At 68.9% G+C, this 17,187-nt stretch carries 19 protein-coding genes; 9 read left to right on the top strand and 10 right to left on the bottom strand.

Going from position 1 to position 17,187, the window contains the following annotated elements; genetic code table 11:
* Positions 1 to 1,101 (bottom strand): cell division protein CdpA domain-containing protein, encoded by a 1,101-nt coding sequence (locus tag ACYQZ5_RS10730; RefSeq protein WP_379731590.1) that lies wholly within the window; start codon positions 1,099 to 1,101, stop codon positions 1 to 3.
* A 121-nt stretch (positions 1,102 to 1,222) separates the two neighbouring features.
* On the opposite strand from ACYQZ5_RS10730, the gene ACYQZ5_RS10725 reads away from it, so the two are divergent.
* Positions 1,223 to 1,516: a DUF5789 family protein gene (locus ACYQZ5_RS10725; RefSeq protein WP_379731589.1), complete on the top strand. Its 294-nt coding sequence runs from the start codon at positions 1,223 to 1,225 to the stop codon at positions 1,514 to 1,516.
* On the opposite strand, the gene nreA is transcribed toward ACYQZ5_RS10725, so the two are convergent.
* On the bottom strand, positions 1,517 to 2,776 hold the full coding sequence (gene nreA, locus ACYQZ5_RS10720) for a DNA repair protein NreA (RefSeq protein WP_379731588.1): 1,260 nt from the start codon (positions 2,774 to 2,776) through the stop codon (positions 1,517 to 1,519).
* 234 nt (positions 2,777 to 3,010) lie between these two features.
* Here nreA and rnhA point away from each other — a divergent pair, with 234 nt between their 5' ends.
* Together rnhA and ACYQZ5_RS10710 are read left to right on the top strand one after the other, a co-directional pair.
* A complete protein-coding gene (gene rnhA, locus ACYQZ5_RS10715; protein WP_459846141.1) occupies positions 3,011 to 3,604 on the top strand; it encodes a ribonuclease HI in 594 nt (197 codons plus the stop codon).
* Positions 3,594 to 4,223 (top strand): DUF7108 family protein, encoded by a 630-nt coding sequence (locus tag ACYQZ5_RS10710; RefSeq protein WP_379731273.1) that lies wholly within the window; start codon positions 3,594 to 3,596, stop codon positions 4,221 to 4,223. The genes rnhA and ACYQZ5_RS10710 overlap by 11 nt, the downstream gene beginning before the upstream one ends.
* A gap of 6 nt (positions 4,224 to 4,229) precedes the next feature.
* Here ACYQZ5_RS10710 and ACYQZ5_RS10705 read toward each other — a convergent pair whose 3' ends face one another.
* Complete coding sequence (locus tag ACYQZ5_RS10705; RefSeq protein WP_379731272.1) at positions 4,230 to 4,592, bottom strand: PadR family transcriptional regulator; 363 nt, start codon at positions 4,590 to 4,592, stop codon at positions 4,230 to 4,232.
* A gap of 205 nt (positions 4,593 to 4,797) precedes the next feature.
* On the opposite strand from ACYQZ5_RS10705, the gene ACYQZ5_RS10700 reads away from it, so the two are divergent.
* Positions 4,798 to 5,328, top strand: coding sequence for an inorganic diphosphatase (locus tag ACYQZ5_RS10700; protein ID WP_379731271.1), 531 nt, complete (start codon positions 4,798 to 4,800; stop codon positions 5,326 to 5,328).
* A 309-nt stretch (positions 5,329 to 5,637) separates the two neighbouring features.
* Here ACYQZ5_RS10700 and ACYQZ5_RS10695 read toward each other — a convergent pair whose 3' ends face one another.
* The 5 genes from ACYQZ5_RS10695 to ACYQZ5_RS10675 form a co-directional block, all read right to left on the bottom strand.
* Positions 5,638 to 6,714: an aminotransferase class I/II-fold pyridoxal phosphate-dependent enzyme gene (locus ACYQZ5_RS10695; RefSeq protein ID WP_379731270.1), complete on the bottom strand. Its 1,077-nt coding sequence runs from the start codon at positions 6,712 to 6,714 to the stop codon at positions 5,638 to 5,640.
* Between the two features lie 49 nt (positions 6,715 to 6,763).
* Positions 6,764 to 8,431 carry an AarF/UbiB family protein gene (locus tag ACYQZ5_RS10690; protein ID WP_379731275.1) on the bottom strand — a complete coding sequence of 556 codons (1,668 nt, stop codon included), beginning with the start codon at positions 8,429 to 8,431 and terminating at the stop codon, positions 6,764 to 6,766.
* 56 nt (positions 8,432 to 8,487) lie between these two features.
* Entirely contained in the window at positions 8,488 to 8,841 is a 354-nt protein-coding gene (locus tag ACYQZ5_RS10685) for an Hsp20/alpha crystallin family protein (RefSeq protein WP_379731269.1), read from the bottom strand.
* Positions 8,842 to 9,314: 473 nt separating this feature from the next.
* A complete protein-coding gene (locus tag ACYQZ5_RS10680; RefSeq protein WP_379731268.1) occupies positions 9,315 to 10,220 on the bottom strand; it encodes a DUF106 domain-containing protein in 906 nt (301 codons plus the stop codon).
* Between the two features lie 93 nt (positions 10,221 to 10,313).
* Entirely contained in the window at positions 10,314 to 10,946 is a 633-nt protein-coding gene (locus tag ACYQZ5_RS10675; RefSeq protein WP_379731267.1) for an adenylate kinase, read from the bottom strand.
* Between the two features lie 88 nt (positions 10,947 to 11,034).
* On the opposite strand from ACYQZ5_RS10675, the gene ACYQZ5_RS10670 reads away from it, so the two are divergent.
* Positions 11,035 to 11,676 carry a class I SAM-dependent methyltransferase gene (locus ACYQZ5_RS10670; RefSeq protein WP_459846137.1) on the top strand — a complete coding sequence of 214 codons (642 nt, stop codon included), beginning with the start codon at positions 11,035 to 11,037 and terminating at the stop codon, positions 11,674 to 11,676.
* A gap of 27 nt (positions 11,677 to 11,703) precedes the next feature.
* Positions 11,704 to 12,129 carry a DUF7975 family protein gene (locus tag ACYQZ5_RS10665; RefSeq protein ID WP_379733159.1) on the top strand — a complete coding sequence of 142 codons (426 nt, stop codon included), beginning with the start codon at positions 11,704 to 11,706 and terminating at the stop codon, positions 12,127 to 12,129.
* 40 nt (positions 12,130 to 12,169) lie between these two features.
* Here ACYQZ5_RS10665 and ACYQZ5_RS10660 read toward each other — a convergent pair whose 3' ends face one another.
* Together ACYQZ5_RS10660 and gatD are read right to left on the bottom strand one after the other, a co-directional pair.
* Positions 12,170 to 13,195, bottom strand: a complete 1,026-nt coding sequence (locus tag ACYQZ5_RS10660) for a GNAT family N-acetyltransferase (protein WP_459846135.1) — start codon at positions 13,193 to 13,195, stop codon at positions 12,170 to 12,172.
* Positions 13,186 to 14,457, bottom strand: coding sequence for a Glu-tRNA(Gln) amidotransferase subunit GatD (gene gatD, locus ACYQZ5_RS10655; protein WP_379732386.1), 1,272 nt, complete (start codon positions 14,455 to 14,457; stop codon positions 13,186 to 13,188). Before gatD ends, ACYQZ5_RS10660 begins: the two co-directional genes overlap by 10 nt.
* A 127-nt stretch (positions 14,458 to 14,584) precedes the next feature.
* Here gatD and ACYQZ5_RS10650 point away from each other — a divergent pair, with 127 nt between their 5' ends.
* From ACYQZ5_RS10650 to ACYQZ5_RS10640, 3 genes are all read left to right on the top strand, one after another.
* Positions 14,585 to 15,067, top strand: a complete 483-nt coding sequence (locus ACYQZ5_RS10650) for a hypothetical protein (protein ID WP_379732385.1) — start codon at positions 14,585 to 14,587, stop codon at positions 15,065 to 15,067.
* 499 nt (positions 15,068 to 15,566) lie between these two features.
* Positions 15,567 to 16,667, top strand: coding sequence for a pyridoxal phosphate-dependent aminotransferase (locus ACYQZ5_RS10645; protein WP_379818102.1), 1,101 nt, complete (start codon positions 15,567 to 15,569; stop codon positions 16,665 to 16,667).
* Positions 16,668 to 16,821: 154 nt separating this feature from the next.
* Entirely contained in the window at positions 16,822 to 17,187 is a 366-nt protein-coding gene (locus tag ACYQZ5_RS10640; RefSeq protein WP_379730989.1) for a DUF5830 family protein, read from the top strand.

Below are 17,187 nucleotides of genomic sequence, written 5' to 3'. Positions count from 1 at the left end.
CTACTTCCGCGGGGTGTACTCGTTGCAGGCGTCCATGTCGTCCATGATCTCGTCGTGGAGGCCACAGTAGGGCTGCATCCCCTGGTCGGTCTGGACGTACTCGAACTGTGCACAGGAGCCACAGTAGCTATCCCGGTCGGGACCGCCCGCGGCGTTCTCGGGGGTCGATCCAGTCGGCGTCCAGTCGTCTTCACGCCGGGCGGAGCTCCCGGTTCCGACGTCTTTCACCTCGCCCGTGTTGCTTCCCGATCGGCCGGCGGCGTCGTCGCGGTTCTCCCGCCGCGGCGGTTTGGAGCCGACGGAGTCGTCGTCGGAGCGCGGGTCGGTCGTCGACGGGTCACTCGGTCCACGGTTCCGCGATGAACTCCCGCTGGTGGGGTTGCTCGGCCCCACGTCGGCGATCTCGGACTCGTCGACGAACGCGCCGCCGGTGCCAACGTCGTCGATCGTGTTCGTCGACGCCCCGCCGTCGCTGGCGACGCTACTGTCGCTTCCCCCGCCGGCGCCCGGGCGGTCCGGGGAGTCGACGTCGGGGGTCCCGCCGAGGACGCCCATGCTGCCGGAGAACTTCGAGAGCTCCGAGGTCGGCACCTCGATCACCTTCGTCTCGCCCTGTGTGGTCACCTCGACGCGGGCGGTGCCGCCGGGGCTGTTCCGGGACTCGAAGTTGACGATCCCGGTGAACAGACACCAGAGCGTCGTAATGATCCCCGCGGAGTACAGCAGCGCGACGGGGAGGGTGAGCAGCGATCGGTCCCCGAGACAGTTGGTCCCCACCCACTGGCAGGGGTAGGCGTGGGCGAACAGCGCGACGCCGAGGATGGAGAGCGCGGCGCCGATCACGGCCGCGACCCGGGTCCGCCGGCCCGAGGGGAGTACGATGAACACGCCGAGGATCGCCGCAGGAACGCCGAGTCCGGCGAGGATTCCGGCCCACTCCCACGAGGCGGTGAGCGAGCGCAGCGGCGTCGTCGCTCCCACGACGACCCCGGCGATCGCGAGGAGGCCGCCAAGCGCGAACAGCCCCAGCCCCGCGTACAGTCGTCGGAGGCTGGTCTGGAACTCCGCGTCGGGCTTGTACACCTCCGAGAGGCTGGTCATACTGTGTGTAACAGAGCCCACGGACTAAAAGCCGTACGTCAGACATCTGTTCGCGAACGGAGAAGTCCCCGCCGTCGACGCCATCGAAAGCGTTACCGTCCGGACGGGCGATGTGCCGGGTATGAGCGAAGAGGAGACCGAGGAGGAGGACGAACCGGCTGTCGAACTCGGGGAAGGGCCCGACGTGGAGGGTGCCCCCGTCGCCCGGGTGGCCGCACGACTCACGTGGCCACAGGAGCGCAGCCGCATCGTCGAGAAGGAGGGTGACGCGACCATCCGAACGCCCCAGGGCGGGCGAGTTCTCGGAGACGTGTTGGAGGAGACCGACACGACGTACTTCGACACTCGGCAGTCATTCGTCGAGGCGGTGAAGGAGGTCGTCGGGCACGGGCCCGTCGAGACCGACGCGGAGTAGTCAGAACTCGAGCAGGCTCGACTGCAGTCCCGCCGCCATCGTCGACTTTCTTCGCAGGCGTGCTTCCGAGACCGGCAGGTGGGTCCCGACTTCGCTGATCGCGCCCGACAGCGTCTCCGCGGTGCCGTACTCGCCCTCGAAGGCGTGGCGGACGGCCTCCCGGACCTGCCAGACGCCGACCGGCCCCCAGTAGTCGTCGGAGACGTGCCGCAAAACGAGCGCCTTCGCCTGCCGGCCGATATCCGAGAGGTGTTCGAGCACGCCGAGGCGGGCGGCGTAGTACGCGCCCGCGGTCTCGTCGACGTAACCCGTCCGCCCCTCGAACTCCTCGTGGGCGCTCGCGAGATACGTGCCCGCCTCGGGGTCGGGGTTCCAGATGCTGCCCGGGGCCTTCATCTCGACGAGCTCGTACTCCCAGTTCCCCGGCGCGAGGATCACCCAGAAGCTGTTGCCGAGGTACTCATTGTGGTGGACCTGTACGCTGTCGACGCTCTGGTTCCCGCGGAGCGTCCCGCGGAGGTACTGCCCGACGGTGTCGTCGACGGCCGTGATCGACCACCGTGTGGGGACGAGCTTGCGGTTCTCCGCCTGCCCGAGCGCACCCGCCGAGAGGATCGTGTTGATGTCGTACACGTCGAACCCGCGGCGGTAGAGGTAGTTGATCGCGCCTTGGGCCTGCCAGTCGTCGTCCTCCAGCGTCTTCTCGACGGGGCGGGGGACGTGGGGGTTCTCCGTGAGGTCAGCGGACTGGGCAGTGGCTCGTGGTCCCACTGGCGTCGCCACGTCGTCGCGGGACACGTCGTAGTCCACGTCCGGCCGGCCGTCGAGCCCGACCTCGACGCCGACGGGCCGGTCGGCGATCGCGATCTCGCGCTGGACGCCGGTGAACCCGTCCCACGCGTCGTGGACGTCGACGCCCACGCCGGTACGGTTCGAGTTCAGCAGGCTGGTCCGGCGCTCGAACACGTCCGCGATCCCGACGCCCTCGTCGTACCACTCGCCGCTGGTCTCGAAGCGCCCGGCGTCGTCCTCGTGGCCAACCGGCGAGAGGATCCCGGTCGACACTTTCGGGTAGTCCGACCGGCCGACGAAGATGGAGGGGGAGACGCTGCCGACGAGCGCGTCGTCGGTGACGTGCTCCTCGAAGCGGCTCTCGAACTGCTCGAGGTGGTCGAGTATCTCGTAGTTCTTCTCCTCGGCGAGACGGCGGCGTTCGGCCGCCTCGTCCGCCTCGTACTCGAGATACTCGTCCAGTCGCATCACCTCGAACTCGGCGCTGCGTCGGCTTGAAAGTTCTGTGCGCGGCACTCCGGACTGCCGTGTTCAGGTAGCGAACAGGTGTCACGAACGCCTCCCGGCCGGTGTGTCACGCTCCCGCCTCGGCCGAACCGGGACCACTCTCAGCGCATACCGTCGGTGGTCCCGTTCCGCTACTTGAGTGTCGGGGTGACGCAGAACGGAGGCGTCTTTACGCGCCCGGGAGGTAGCCTACCCATGCCGACGGTCACTGTCGACCCCGCGGACGCGCGCGAGCGCCTCCGCGAGGCCGGCGTCGAGATCCGGGAGGGGAACACCGAGCACGAGCGCTGGCGGGCCGAACGCGGCGACGCCGTCGCCGTCGCCTACGACGACAAGGTCGTCGTGCAGGGCGGATCGCCCACGGACCTCACGCTCCTGCTGGAGGACGGCGGCGGGCGCGCCCACGTCTACTTCGACGGCGCCAGCCGGGGGAATCCCGGGCCGGCGGCCGTCGGCTGGGCGATCGTCAGCAGCGACGGCGTCGTCGCCGAGGGGGGCGAGGAGATCGGCCACCGGACAAACAACCAGGCGGAGTACGAGGCGCTGCTGCGGGCGCTCCGGGCCGCGCGGGATCTCGGCCTCGACGAGATCGACGTTCGGGGGGACTCACAACTGGTCGTCAAGCAGCTCCGGGGGGAGTGGAACACCAACGATCCCGAACTCAAGGAGCTGCGCGTGACCGCCCGGGAGCTGCTCCGCGAGTTCGACCGCTGGGACGTCGAGCACGTTCCACGGGAGATAAACGAACGCGCCGACGATCTGGCGAACGAGGCACTCGATGACCGATAGCGAGCCCGAGACAGTCGACCGAACCGAGGGGGAGGAGGAGCGCGTGCCGGACATCCCGGCTGACGCCGTCGACGAGACCGAACGGCTGACCCGACTGGCGCGTGCGGCCGAACGCCGGGAGGACGACGCCGCGGCCGAGGAGGCGTCGGTGTACCGAGATCGACGCGAGGAGCTGGTCGAGAAGCACGACTACGAGACGCGGCTCCGCGACGAGGACGACACGCTGGTGCTCTACCCCGAGGAGTGGATCGAGGACGGCGTCGTCCAACTGGACCGCATCGAGGAGACCGACCGCGCCGTCGAGATCTCCCTCTCCGGCCCGGGCGACCCCGAGCACTGGGAGGAGATCGCCGACCACAACGACGAGCTGGTCGAGGATGTCGCCGAGGAGTACCCGGATCACGAGGCCAACGCCCGGGCGCTCGCGGACTTCGCCAGCAACCACTACGCCAAACCCATCGAGAAGCTGACCGCCGAGGAGGTCGAACTGTTCCTCGACGAGTACTACCCGCGCAACGCCTGGCCCAGCGAGACGGACGCGTCGCTGGTCGAGGACTCCGTCAGAAAACTGTTCGCGGCGGCCGACAGCGAGCCGCCGGCGCCGGTCAGCGAGGAGTAGCCGCCGTCAGTTCTGCTCGTCGACGATCTCGCGGACCTCGTCCGCGCGGCTCTCGTCGGTGACGTATCGGGAGAGCGTCCACTCGAGCGTGTCGAGGACGGCCTCGTGGCCCTTCTCGGTCAGCGCGTACTGGTTGGTTCGCTTGTCGAGCTCGCTCTTCTCCACCAGACCGAGCTCCACCAGATCGTCGAGGTTGGGGTAGAGTCGACCGTGGTTGACTTCCGTCCCGTAGAACTCCTCGAGCTCGCGTTTGATCGCGAGCCCGTACATCGCCTCCTCGGAGAGGATGACGAGGATGTTCTGCTGGAACGCTGTAAGATCACGTGCGATACCCGGCTCTTCGTCGGTAACTGCTTCTGCCTCTGACATTGTTAGGGTGTGGCACTGTCCGTTCCCCCCCACCACTGTGGCCGTAGTAGACCCCCCTTCCCGGGGTTCTACCTCGGAGCCGGACAGTTCGGGGTGTTCGTCCAGTGCTCGTGACAGGAGATAGTCGTCCCAACCTAAAAGCGTTTTCGCCCGGACAGGAACGTCCCGAAAAGCATTTGCCCGGCTTGCCGGAACCTCCGAAGGCATGACGAACCTCTGGGAAGACCTCGAGACGGGGCCGGACGCGCCCGAGCAGATCTACGCGATCGTGGAGTGTCTCAAAGGCGAGCGCAACAAGTACGAGTACGACAAGGACGTGCCGGGCGTCGTTCTCGACCGCGTGCTGCACTCGAACGTTCACTACCCCTTCGACTACGGCTTCATCCCGCAGACCTACTACGACGACGAGGACCCCTTCGACGTGATGGTGATGGTCGAGGACGCCACGTTCCCGGGCTGCGTGATCGAGGCCCGCCCCGTCGCGCTGATGAAGATGGACGACGACGGCGAGCAGGACGACAAGGTGATCGCCGTCCCCAGCGAGGACCCCCGCTTCGACCACATCGACGACCTCGACGACATCCCCCAGCAGACGCTCGACGAGATCGACGAGTTCTTCGAGACGTACAAGAACCTCGAGGAGGGCAAGGAGGTCACTACCCTCGGCTGGGAGGACAAGGACGCGGCGCTCGACGCCATCGAGCACGCACAGGAGCTGTACGACGAGAACTTCTGAGCGGCCCCGTTTTCGGACAGTAGTAACGGATCACACCGGCGCGCGTTTCCACGCCGCCGCTATTCGATCTCGTAGCTGGCGCCGATGCGTTCCAGTTGTCGTCGCCGAGCGAGCGATACCCGACAGACATGGATATGTCCCGGAGGTATCGCTCGGCGCGCGGCGATACGTTATGCGTATGGGTAATCTCTTGAGGCCGGAAGCCGACCCTACGGATATGGCCACGAAACAGCACTCCGTCGGTATCGACCACGTAACTGTCGTGCCCGAGCCGGCGGCGACGGCCGACGACGACGGCGACGACGAGGATTAGCGGCTCTCGATCACGTCGCCGACCCGCTCCAGCCCCTCCCGGAGCTCCGGGGTCGGGAGGCCGAACCCGATCCGGAAGCGGTCCTCGTAGGGACCGAACAGGTGCCCCGGCGCCAGCACCACCGACGCCTCCTCGACCACGACGCGACAGAACTCCTCGGCGTCCTCGAAGCCGTCAGGCACTGTGACAAACCCGTTGACACCGACCGGCTCGTGCCAGTCGAGATCCTGCTCGTCGATCCAGTCCGCGACGATCTCGCGATGTTTCGTCGCGAGGTCGCGGTTCTCCCGGAGGATGTCCTCCTCCTGCTCGCCCAGCGCCTGCTTCGCGACGTGCTGGCCGAACAGCGTCGGCGAGATGGTGGTGTAGTCCTTCCAGCGCCACGCGCGCTCGACCACGTCCTCGTCGCCGACGACCCAGCCGAACCGCAGCCCCGCCAGCCCGTACGCCTTCGTGAGGCTGGTCGTGGAGATGCCGTACTCCCCCATCGCGGCCGCCGGGGTGATCGGCTCCTCGGCGAGCAGCCGGTACACCTCGTCACAGAGCAGGTACGCGTCGTGCTCCGCCGCGAGGTCGTACAGCTCCCGGACGGTCTCCTCGTCGTGGTAGTTCCCGGTGGGGTTGTTGGGGTTGTTGAGCACTACGACCGCGGTGTCGTCGCGGATCGCCTCCCGAACCCCGGCCACGTCGACGCTCCAGTCCTCGCGGTTCAGCGGGACGCGGGTCACCTCGCCGAACGCCTCGGGGACGGCGTGGAGCGCTTGGTACGTCGGCGTGACGACGACCGCGTGGTCGCCGTGCTCGGAGTTGAGTAGCGAGAGGAACGTGAGGAAGTTCGCCTCCTGCGTGCCGACGGTGAACAGCACCTCGTCGGCGCTCCGCCCGTAGCGGTCGCCCACGTCGGCGCGGAACTCGGGATCGCCGTTGGTCGGGATCACGTACCCCAGCTTCCCGGGGTCGAGATCGAAGCGGTCGGCCGGCAGCGACCGGATCCCGCTCTCGGCGAGCATGATGTCGGCGTCGTGTTCGTACTCCGCGAACCAGCGTTCGAGTCCGAACGGCGAGACGTCCATACGGGTCCTGTGTCGCCGGCCGGCAAAAACCACCTGCTGCCGGCGACCGTTACTTCCGCTCGCGCTCCCGCATGTTCTGGCGGGTGAACTGCGGCGTCGCCCGGATCGACCGCTGCTTGCGCCGGAACGAGCGCCACAGCGCGAGCACCAGCGGCGCCGTCACCGCGAGGATGCCCGCGGAGACCCGCCAGTCCTGCCCGAACGCGTAGATCAGCGCCGCCGAGAGCACGCCCGCGGCGACGAAGATTCCCAGGATCAGCCGCTTCGCGAGGTCCCGGAACACGTCTTCGCCGTCCTCGACGTTGATGTTGATCGTGAGGCTCTCCTCCTCGATCCCGTCGAGCACGCGGTCGAGCTTCGGCGGCACCGACACCAGCGCGCCCGCGGTCTCCTGTGCCTGCTCGGCGGCGTCGTTCGCGATCCGGCGGGCGGTCTGCTCGCGGTACCCCTGCTCGGTGAGGTAGTCGGTCGCGACGCTGATGAAGTCGAACTCGGGGTCGAGCGTCACACACACCCCCTCGACGACGGTCGCGACCCGGAGCACCAACGCGAGGTTCCGGGGCAGCCGCAGCGGGAACTCGTAGATCGTCCCCTCGACCTGCTCGATGATCTGCTGGACGCGGTACTGCTCGATGTCCTCGCCGCGGGCGTCCTGGATCGCGAGCTCCATCACCCGGCCCATCACCTCGCGGTCGGCCTCCGGCGAGAGCGTCCCCATCTCCACGAGGGCGTCGAGGATCGCGTCGGTGTCCTGCTCGGCGATCGCGACGTAGAACTCCACGATCTTCTCCTGGATGTACGGGTCGACGCGGCCGCTCATCCCGAAGTCGTAGAAGATCACCGCCCCCTCGTCGTCGACCGCGAGGTTCCCCGGGTGGGGGTCGGCGTGGAACACGCCGTCGTCGATGATCATCTGCAGGTAGATGCGCTGGAGCCGTGTCGCGAGTTCGGTGCGGTCGATCCCCTTCGCGTCGAGTTCGTCGAGATCGTTGATCTTCGTCCCCGGGAGGTACTCCATCGTCAGCACCGACTCGCCGGAGGCCGCCTCGTGGGTGTCGGGGATGCGGATCTCCTCGTTGCCCGCGAAGTTCTCGCTGATCTCCTCGAGCATCACGCGCTCCCGGCCGTAGTCCATCTCCTGTCGGATCGTCTTCGAGAACTCCTCGGCGAGGTTCGACAGCGAGAACGAACTCGACTCGTCGACGAGGAACACGATCACGGGCAGCGACCAGCGCAGCACTTTGAGGTCGGCGTTGACCAGCGGGACGATCCCCGGCCGGCGCACCTTCACGGCCACCTGCTCGCCGTCGTGGACCGCGCGGTACACCTGCCCGAGGCTGGCGCCGCTGATCGCCTCGCTGTCGAACTCGTCGAACGTCTCCTCGACGGGGCCGAGTTCGTCCTCCAGCACCTCCTTCGCTTCGTCCCAGTCGGCGGGCGGCACCTCGTCCTGCAGGCTCGCGAGCACGTCGACGTACTCCGGCGGGAGGATGTCCGGTCGGGTCGAGAGCAGTTGGCCGAGCTTGATGAACGTCGGCCCGAGCGTCAGCAGCGTCTCGAGCAGCGCCTCGGCCCGCCGGATTCGCGTCTCGCTGTCGACGCTGCGGCTCCGCCCGAACAGCAGGAACCGCTTGCGGTCTCTCGCCCACGCGAACAGCAGGGGGAAGAAGCCCTTGAAGACGACGAGGAATCGCCAGTAGGCACGGAGAGAGACCAGCTTAGATCACCCCGCCCTCGGGCGCGTCGGTTCCGGGCTGGCAGTCGGTCCGAGCATCAGGCGTCGTCGATCTCGATCGACTCGGCGGGACCGGCCGAGCGCTTGGGGACGGTGACGGTGAGCACGCCCCGGCTCATCGACGCCTCGGCGTCCGTGCCGGCGTCGGGCGGCAGCGGGATCTCGGCGTCGAGAAAGAGCGGCCGGTCCTCCCGGACGTAGTCGAACTCGCCGCCGAACGACTTCTCGCGGCGCGCCTCGATGTGGAGCCGACCGCCCTCGCTCCGTAGCTCGGTGGTGTCGGCGGTCGCTCCCGGCAGATCGATCACGAGTCGGTAGGCGGACTCGCTCTCGAGCAGGTCGGCGAACACCGCATCCGGGAGCTCCTGCAGCGCCTCGCGAACTGTGTCCATGTTCGGAGCATGGGGCGGAGTGTCGAAAAAGCCGGCGGTGGTGGCTTGACGGAGCGGCGACGGGCAGCCGCGAAGGTGGCCCGACGAAGCGGCGACGGGCAGCCGCGAAGGTGGCCCGACGAAGCGGCGACGGGCAGCCGCGAAGGTGGCCCGACGAAGCGGCGACGGGCAGCCGCGAAGGTGGCCCGACGAAGCGGCGACGGGCAGCCGCGAAGGTGGCCCGACGAAGCGGCGACGGGCAGCCGCGAAGGTGGCCCGACGAAGCGGCGACGGGCAGCCGCGAAGGTGGCCCGACGAAGCGGCGACGGGCAGCCGCGAAGGTGGCCCGACGAAGCGGCGACTGTCAGCCGCGAAGGTGGCCCGACGAAGCGGCGACTGTCAGCCGCGAAGGTGGCCCAACGAAGCGACGACTGACAGCCGCGACGATGACTCGACGGAACAGCGACGGACAGCGAGAAAGTGGCGGAACCGCGTCAGGTCGACGGCGTCATCTCGATGTTCAGCGCCTTCTGGATGATCTGGATCGACGCCGTCGAGCAGAGGAAGTACCAGAAGATCCACGGCCGGATCGGCCCGAGCATCGGCTCGGTCCACTCGAGGGTGCCCCAGATCGGGAACACCACGTCGGTGAGGACGTGGTGGCTGCTCGCGCCCCGGGCGCCGATCGCCCAGTACATCCACAGGAACACCGGGATGGTGAGGAACATGATCCACGCCATCGGGCGGAACTGCTCTTTGAACATGCCGAGCTGGTCGCCCATCGCCTCCATCTGCTCTTCCTGGATCTTCTGCATCGCGGCGTCGTCGCCGCGCTCCTTCGCTTCCTTCCGGCGCTCCTGGATGTCCTTCATCCGGTCCTGGTACGCGCTCATCTTGTCCATGTCCATCAGCAGCGCGCGCAGCACCGTGGAGTAGAGGCCGGTGGTCATCGCCAGCAGCAGCACGACCGCGTAGAACGGCAGCACGTCGAGCAGCGGGCCGAGACCGAGGTCCAGCGCCTCCCCGACCGTGTTCCGGATCGGGGTGTACGCGTAGCCGACCATGAACAGCAGCGTGCCGACCCCGGCCAGCTTGTCCCACTTCGACCAGGACGTGCTCTCGACGTCGTCGAGGTCGACTGAGGAGCTGGTGAGGTCGTCGTCGCCCCCCTCGAGCGCCTCCCGGACGGCGTCGGGGTCGTCGATCCGGAACCCGGTGTCGCCCTCGACGAGCACCTCCTTCTCGATCAGCCGGCCCCACTGCCCGCTCTCGATCTCGCCTTTCACGTCCGTCCAGCCCACCTCGCCGTCGTCGGCGCGGTCGAGCACCGTCTCGAGGACGTCCCGCATCTCGGGGTCCTCGGAGACGAGTTCGCGGACGCGTTTCTCGGTCCGTACCATTGACTGTACGTTCACAACCGGGCGTTATGAACCTTTTACTTGTCGCTACGCAGCGTCGGCGACGCGGCGGCGAGAAGAATCCGGATCGCCGGCTCAGTCGTCGCTTTCGATCGCGTCGGACAGCCGCTCGAACACGTCCTCGGGCGCGCCCTCGCCGTCGATATCGACGAGGTCGCCGGTCTCGCGGTAGTGCTCGATCACCGGCTCGGTGTTCTCCTCGTACACCTCGAGCCGCTCGCGGACCACGTCCTCCTCGTCGTCGTCACGCTGGTGGAGGTCGCCGCCGCAGGCGTCACAGACGCCCGCCTCCTCCGGCGGGGCGAACTCGACGTGGTAGTTCTCGCCGCACTCGGTACAGACCCGCCGGCCCGTCAGGCGCTCGACCAGCGTCTCCCGGTCCACGTCGAGGAAGAACACGTAGTCGAGATCGGTCGCGTCGTCGAGGAACTCCACCTGCTCGAGGTTGCGCGGGTAGCCGTCGAGCACGTAGCCGTCGGCCTCCGTCAGCGCGGCCTCCAGAACCTCGTTGACGACCTCGTCGGGGACCAGTTCGCCCGCCTCCATGAAGCTGCGGGGCGTGCCGTACTCGGTCTCCATGTCCTTGTTCGCCCGCAGAGCGTCGCCCGTCGAGACGTGGTCGAGATCGTACGTCTCACACAGCTTCGTCGCCTGCGTTCCCTTGCCGGCGCCCGGCGGCCCCAGCAGCAGAATGTGGTGATCGGCCATATCGGAGGAGACTGGGGCCGCGCATAAAGGCTTGAAGAAAGCGGTCGGACCCCGCCACGTTTTTGTCGGCTCATGAAGATGTCTGCCCGTGTCTGATCCCCCCGCGACGCCCGTCAACGACGACGCCGTCGACGTGCACGCGACGGCGACGACGTACGCCGAGAACGCCCCCGAGCTCGTCGAGAAGTACCTCGACTTCTCGCTGTTCGAGCGCCACGGCGCCGCCTTCCGCGACGCGCTCCCCGACCCCGAAAATCGCCCGCCGCGAGTCCTCGACGTGGGCTGTGGCCCCGGCGCTGACACCGCGCCGATGGCCGACGCCGGCCTCGACGCGGTCGGCCTCGACCTGACGGCGGCGTTCCTGTACGAGGCCCGCGAGCAGGCCCCCGGCGCGCGGTTCGTCCGCGGTGACATGCGGGCGCTCCCGCTCGACGCGGGCGCGTTCGAGGGTCTCTGGAGCAGCGCCGCGTTCCTCCACCTCCCGCGCTCGGCGGCGCGACCCACGCTCGAGGAGTTCCACCGCGTGCTCGCCCCCGGCGGCGCCCTGCTGCTCTCGGTGATGGCGCGCGAGACGCGCGACGCGGCGGCGGTGGAAGTCGCGGATGGCCGTCGGTTCACCTTCTGGCGTGAGGGTCCGATCCGGGACCACCTCCGCGAGGCGGGGTTCGCCGAGATCGACGCGCTGGGCGACGAGGCGGACTGGCACGCGCTGCTCGCAGTCCGGGACTGATTAGTCGCCGGCCGCCCGAGAGCCGGTATGACCAGGTTCGACGCCGACACGCCGACCGATCGCCGGAAGCTGTTCGCCGACGCCGTCACGGCCCACCGCACCCGCGGGAGCGCCTTCCTCACCATTGAGGCCGCGCCGCCGGAATCGCCCGCGTTCGACCCCGACGGTGACGACGAGGAGGAAGAAGAGGAACCGCAGCCGTGGCTCCAGTTCGCGGAGAAGACGTTCAACCTCGACGTGACCGACGCGGAGCTCGACCGCGTGAAGTCGCTGGTCGACGAGTTCCCGGAGTTCCGAATCGACGAACTCGAGTCGCCCGACACCGCGGAGGGGACGAACGTCCGGATCACCGCCCGCTCGGACGCCAACCGCCTCGCGGACTTCGCGGATCGAGTGTTCCGGGAGGTGTACGAGCGCGAGGAGGAGTACCGCGCGTGGGTCGTGGCGGTCTGAACGGCGTCCCGATCCGGACGCCCGTCAACTGAAGCGACTGTTACTCCCAGTGGCGCTCGGTCAGGTCCGCGCGCATCACGAAGTCGGGCTCGTCACCCACGTCGGCGCCCGCAAGTGCCGTGTCGCTGACCCACTCGACCGACTCGGGAATCAGCACCCGCGTCGTGTCGGCGCCGGCGGCGGCCGCGTCCCGAGCGATCGCCGCCAGCAGCGCGTCGCAGGACTCGGCCCCGTCCCACGCGGCGACGCCGTACTCCGCACGGACCGTGGTTTCGCCGTCGTCCTCGCGCTCGCTGGTCCGGGCACGGAACGCGAAACCGCCGACTCCGCCGTCCGGCGCCGACACGACGAGCAGTCGGTCGTCCGCGGCGGCACGCCGTAGCCGGTCCCGAGTCAGTTCCGACAGCGCCCACGACTCCGAGTCGTCGAGCGCGAGCCCGCCGAGCGCGTCGCGGGCGGCCGCGTCGGTCCAGAACGCCCACGCGGTGTCGGGGTCGGCGTCGATCTCCTCGGCGGCGTCGGTCCGTGCGGTCGCTTCCGGGTCCGGGTCGGGCTGGACCCACCGGAACTCGGTGCCGGGGTCGAAGCCGTTGAACCGCGAAGCGCCGAGGCCGCCGGTGTTCCACGAGAACACCATGTTCCGCGCCACGCGCCGGCCCGTCTCGTGGAGCCAGTGGAAGCCGGCGTCGTTCAGCGCCCGCGATAGCCCCCGGCCGCGGTACTCGGGGTCGACCCGCATCGCCTGCATCCACCCCTCGTGCTCGCTGAGGCCGACCGCCTGACAGATGCCCACTGCGCGGTCGTCGGCCAGTTCAGCCACGTCGTCAGGATCGACGGCATCAACGTCCTCGGGTGCCGGCGGCGAGTCGGTCGTATCGACCGCGACGAACGTCCGGGTGTCTGGGTCGTCGGACTCCATCCACCGCGGGAACGCGTCGGGGATGTAGTCGCCGCTCTCCCAGGTGTTCGCGGTGAACGCGGCGACCGCGGGGTAGTCGCCGGGGACGGCCTCCCGGACCACGATCTCGTCGTCGTCGGCGTACTCGCTTCCGGCGGTCACGTCCATGGCTGGGACTCTTCGGTGAGTTCGCCTTCCAGATCCCGGCCCATCGCGTCCGCGGGGTTCTCGGTGTTCGCGAGCGCCCACATCAGCTTCACCTTCGCGGTGCCGGGGAGCGTGTCGCCCGACTCCACGACGCCGGCGTCGAGCAGGTCCCGCCCGGTGTCGTACACGCGGTCACAGACACGCCCCTCGATACACTGGGACGTCATCGCGACGACGGTGCCGTCCTCGACCAACTCTTCGAGACGCGGGATGAGGTCGGTGTGGACGTGGCCCAGCCCGGTGCCCTCGACGATCACGCCGTCCTTCCCGTCGAGGTAGTCCCACGCGGCCGGGTCCATCCCCGGCGTCGGCTTCACCAGTTCCACGTCGGTCGCGAGGTCGGGGTGGATCGCGAGTTCGTCCTCGCCGCGCTCGGTGTGGTCGTCGTGGAAGGAGACGCCCGCGGCGTCGCCCTGACCGTCTTTCGCTGCCTCGTAGTCGACGGTTCCCATCGGCTCGCCGCCGACAGTCTCGAAGGCGTCGCGCCGGGAGGTGTGGTTCTTCCGGACGCGCGTGCCGCGGTGGAGCGCGCAGTCGTCGTCGGAGGGGGTGGCGTGCATGCAGACCATCACCTCGGCGGCGTCGGCGGTCGCCGCCTCGACGGCACAGACCGCGTTCATCACGTTGTCCGAGGAGGGGCGGTCCGCCGAGCGCTGGCTGCCCGTGAACACGATCGGGACCGGCGTATCGAGCATGTAGGAGAGCGCGGCCGCGGAGAACTGCATCGTGTCGGTGCCGTGCATCACGACCACGCCGTCGGCACCGGCCTCGATCTCCTCCTTCACGGCGTCGGCGAGATCCTGCCAGATGCTCGGCTCCATGTTCTCGCTCAGGATGTCGGCGACGACCCGGCCGCGGTAGTTCGCCCGCCCCGCGAGTTCGGGGACGGCCCGCAGCACGTCCTCGGCGTCGAAGCGTGCGGTGACGGCGCCGGTGCGGTAGTCGACGGTGGAGGCGATGGTGCCGCCGGTCGAGACGAGCGCGACCGTCGGCAGGTCGTCGTCGAACTCGATCTCGGAGGCCTCGCCGCCCCCGGCCTCGCTCTCCTCGATGTCGTACACGTCGGACTCGACCACCTCGACGTCGGCGTCCTCCCGGGCGATGCCGACGTTGTAGCCGCCGTCGAGTTTGAGTACGAGATGCTCCTCGTCGGTCGTGGGCATCAGCACGCCCTCGTCGGTCGCGCCGTCGTGATCGACGCGGACGCGGTCCCCTGGGTTCATGGGCGAAACTTTCCGACGGCCGGACTTCAAACTGCCTTTTCGGGCGGTGGACGGCCCGCCGGCTCCCGGTCGGACGCGGCGCCGAGGCGGCGCAAGAACCATGGCCTCGGGCGCCTCACGTCGACCCATGCAGCGCTCCCTCGAACGCGACGACGAGACGACCGCCGAAGCGGAGTCGTCGAGCGACGGCGGTCGGATCGCCGGCGTCCGGCGGCGCGTCGGTCGCGTCTTCTCGATCCGCGGGTTCCTGCTCGCGCTCGCGGTCGTCGTCGCGGGCGTCGCCGTCGGCGGCGCGATCGGCGGGTTCGTCCCGTTCTTGGGGACGATCGGCCGGATCGTCGGCGTGTTCGCGGCGACGTTCCTCCTCGGTGCGGTTCGCTCCCACCGACAGTACCTCGAAGTCGCCGTCGCTGGCGCGGCCGTCGCGGCGGTGCTGGCGGTGACGCAGGTGTTCAGCGGCGTGTTCCTCCCGATCGGCGTCGACTGGCTCCAGCAGTACGGGCTGGCGCTGGGCGCGATCGGCGCCGGCAGCGGGGCGATCGGGTCGGTGTTGGGGTACTACTTCGGCCGGGACCTCCGCGACGGGCTGACGAAGTCGATCGAGGAGTAGGCGGTTGTGGGCGGGACGTGATCTTCGGCGCAGTGGCCGTTTCTCGGGTAGGTGACGACTGTTTGGTCTGCGAGTATCAGGACAGCGACTACAACAGCAGTTCGATCGTTGGCTCCTTGTGACCGCAGTGCGCCGGACACGAGGTCCGGCGCAGCACCGAGCCCCACCCCTCCCCGCGGGCCGGCGACCGCTGCCGGCCCGCGGCGTCCACCGCTACCGCACTGCAGTCGCTGTCGGCGCGAAGCGCGAGCCCCTCCGTGGGCGAGTCAGCGCGAGTCGGCTGGGGAGGTGTGTGGGCTGTGCGGGGCGGTGTAGTCACAAGTGCCCATGCTCACTCCGCGGTCCTGTTCGCGGTCAGGACACCGAACCCCGCGGTAACGTCCGCCTCTCAGTGTCTCCCTCCGGTCCGGCATCCTCGCCACCGACCCAAAACCCACCCAGCCAAAAACCGACTACCTGCTCCGAAAACGGCATACCCCCGCCACCCGCACCACCCCCCATGGAGTACGAGGAGCCGAAGTTCTTCCAGGTGATGGGCTACGTCGGCGAGGCCGAGCACGACGTGGTCGACATGGTCAGCGGCAACCCCGACTGGGAGCCGCCCGAGGCGCTCCGGGAGGGGCTGCGGGAGTACGCCGAGTTCGAGCCCGACCGCTTCCAGTACCCGCCAAGCGACGGGACCGCCGAGCTCAAAGCCGAGATCGCCGACCGCCGGGGCGTCGACCCCGAGCGGGTCGTGATCACCAACGGCACCGGCGAGGCGAACTACCTCGGGATGGCCGCCGCGCTCGAACGCGACCTCGGCGACGAGGTGCTGCTGACCGATCCGGTGTACCCCTACTACCCCGGGAAGGCGCGGATGCTCGGCGGCGACCCGACGTTCGTCCCCGCCAACCGCGACGGCAGCCTCGACGTCGACGCCTACCGCGAGGCGATCAGCGACGACACCGCGCTCGTGGTGCTCAACACGCCGAACAACCCCACCGGCGCGGTGTACGACCACGCGAACGTCGAGGAGGTCGTCCGACTCTGTGAGGAGCACGACGCGCTCGCGGTCGTCGACGAGGTGTACGACCACTTCGACCTCTCGGGCACCTTCGAGTCCGCGCTGACGATCGACTCCGAGAACCGCATCGTCACCTCCGGCTTCTCGAAGTCGCTCGCGATCACGGGCTTCCGCGTCGGCTACGCGATCTTCCCGGAGTGGCTCGCCGAGAACGCGAAGGCCCGCCACATGCTGGTCAACGTCGCGACCACGCGGCCGGGGCAGCACGCCGTCCTCCGTGGGTTGGAGGGCGCCGACGCCGCCTACTACGAGGCGGCCCGCGAACTGATCCGCGAGCGCGTCGACACGTTCACCGACGCGCTCGACGCCGCCGGCGCGGAGTACACCCGGCCCGACGGCGCGTTCTACGTGATGGCCCGCTTCGACGGCTACCCGGGCACGATGGCGAACGTCGAGCGACTCATCGACGAGGCCGGCGTCGCCGGGATGCCCGGCGAGGGGTTCGGCGAGGCGTACGACGACTGGCTCCGCTTCGCGCTCGTGACCCCGCGTGTCGAGGAGGCCGCCGAGCGCTTGGCGGAGTTCTTCGCGTAACGTCCTTCTCGCTGCCTTTGGTTTCGGTCTCGCCAATAGCGCTCTCCGGGCCGATCGACCGTCGAGACCGGGCGATAAACCGCATTTCGAGATACCGAATACGGGTCGGCGCCGCCACACAACGCTCAAGCGCCCCCGGCGAGAACGCCCGCCCGTGTCGACCCGCGAGGAGAAACGGGAGTTGGGCCTCGAACTGCTCGCTCACTTGGAGGACGAGGAGCTCTCGCTGGCGGAGACGATTGACCGGCTGGAAGCGATCACCACCAGCCCCGCGCTCACTCGGGAGATCCTCGACGACGCCGAGAAGCGCGGGCTGATCGAACGCGAGGACGGCCGGCTGCACACCCGGACGGGCGGCACGTTCGTCCGGTTCGAGAGCGAGGTGGTCGAACGCGAGGGCGACTACGACTGCCGGCGCTGCGGCGCGAGCATCTCGACGGGTCACTTCGTCCAGTTCGAGAGCGGGGAGTTGGGACCGTTCGGTCCCTCCTGCGTGCGGAAAGTGCTCGGCCGGGAGTAG

This window comes from Halolamina salina (assembly GCF_054653455.1).
Note: the sequence above shows the minus strand (reverse complement) of the source record. Positions and strands in the feature narration are given on the sequence as shown.

Coding starts and splice junctions, on each gene's coding strand:
- ACYQZ5_RS10730 (WP_379731590.1), bottom strand. CDS start 1,101: ATGACCAGCCTCTCGGAGGTGTACAAGCCCGACGCGGAGTTCCAGACC.
- ACYQZ5_RS10725 (WP_379731589.1), top strand. CDS start 1,223: ATGAGCGAAGAGGAGACCGAGGAGGAGGACGAACCGGCTGTCGAACTC.
- nreA (WP_379731588.1), bottom strand. CDS start 2,776: ATGCGACTGGACGAGTATCTCGAGTACGAGGCGGACGAGGCGGCCGAA.
- rnhA (WP_459846141.1), top strand. CDS start 3,011: ATGCCGACGGTCACTGTCGACCCCGCGGACGCGCGCGAGCGCCTCCGC.
- ACYQZ5_RS10710 (WP_379731273.1), top strand. CDS start 3,594: ATGACCGATAGCGAGCCCGAGACAGTCGACCGAACCGAGGGGGAGGAG.
- ACYQZ5_RS10705 (WP_379731272.1), bottom strand. CDS start 4,592: ATGTCAGAGGCAGAAGCAGTTACCGACGAAGAGCCGGGTATCGCACGT.
- ACYQZ5_RS10700 (WP_379731271.1), top strand. CDS start 4,798: ATGACGAACCTCTGGGAAGACCTCGAGACGGGGCCGGACGCGCCCGAG.
- ACYQZ5_RS10695 (WP_379731270.1), bottom strand. CDS start 6,714: ATGGACGTCTCGCCGTTCGGACTCGAACGCTGGTTCGCGGAGTACGAA.
- ACYQZ5_RS10685 (WP_379731269.1), bottom strand. CDS start 8,841: ATGGACACAGTTCGCGAGGCGCTGCAGGAGCTCCCGGATGCGGTGTTC.
- ACYQZ5_RS10680 (WP_379731268.1), bottom strand. CDS start 10,220: ATGGTACGGACCGAGAAACGCGTCCGCGAACTCGTCTCCGAGGACCCC.
- ACYQZ5_RS10675 (WP_379731267.1), bottom strand. CDS start 10,946: ATGGCCGATCACCACATTCTGCTGCTGGGGCCGCCGGGCGCCGGCAAG.
- ACYQZ5_RS10665 (WP_379733159.1), top strand. CDS start 11,704: ATGACCAGGTTCGACGCCGACACGCCGACCGATCGCCGGAAGCTGTTC.
- ACYQZ5_RS10660 (WP_459846135.1), bottom strand. CDS start 13,195: ATGGACGTGACCGCCGGAAGCGAGTACGCCGACGACGACGAGATCGTG.
- gatD (WP_379732386.1), bottom strand. CDS start 14,457: ATGAACCCAGGGGACCGCGTCCGCGTCGATCACGACGGCGCGACCGAC.
- ACYQZ5_RS10650 (WP_379732385.1), top strand. CDS start 14,585: ATGCAGCGCTCCCTCGAACGCGACGACGAGACGACCGCCGAAGCGGAG.
- ACYQZ5_RS10645 (WP_379818102.1), top strand. CDS start 15,567: ATGGAGTACGAGGAGCCGAAGTTCTTCCAGGTGATGGGCTACGTCGGC.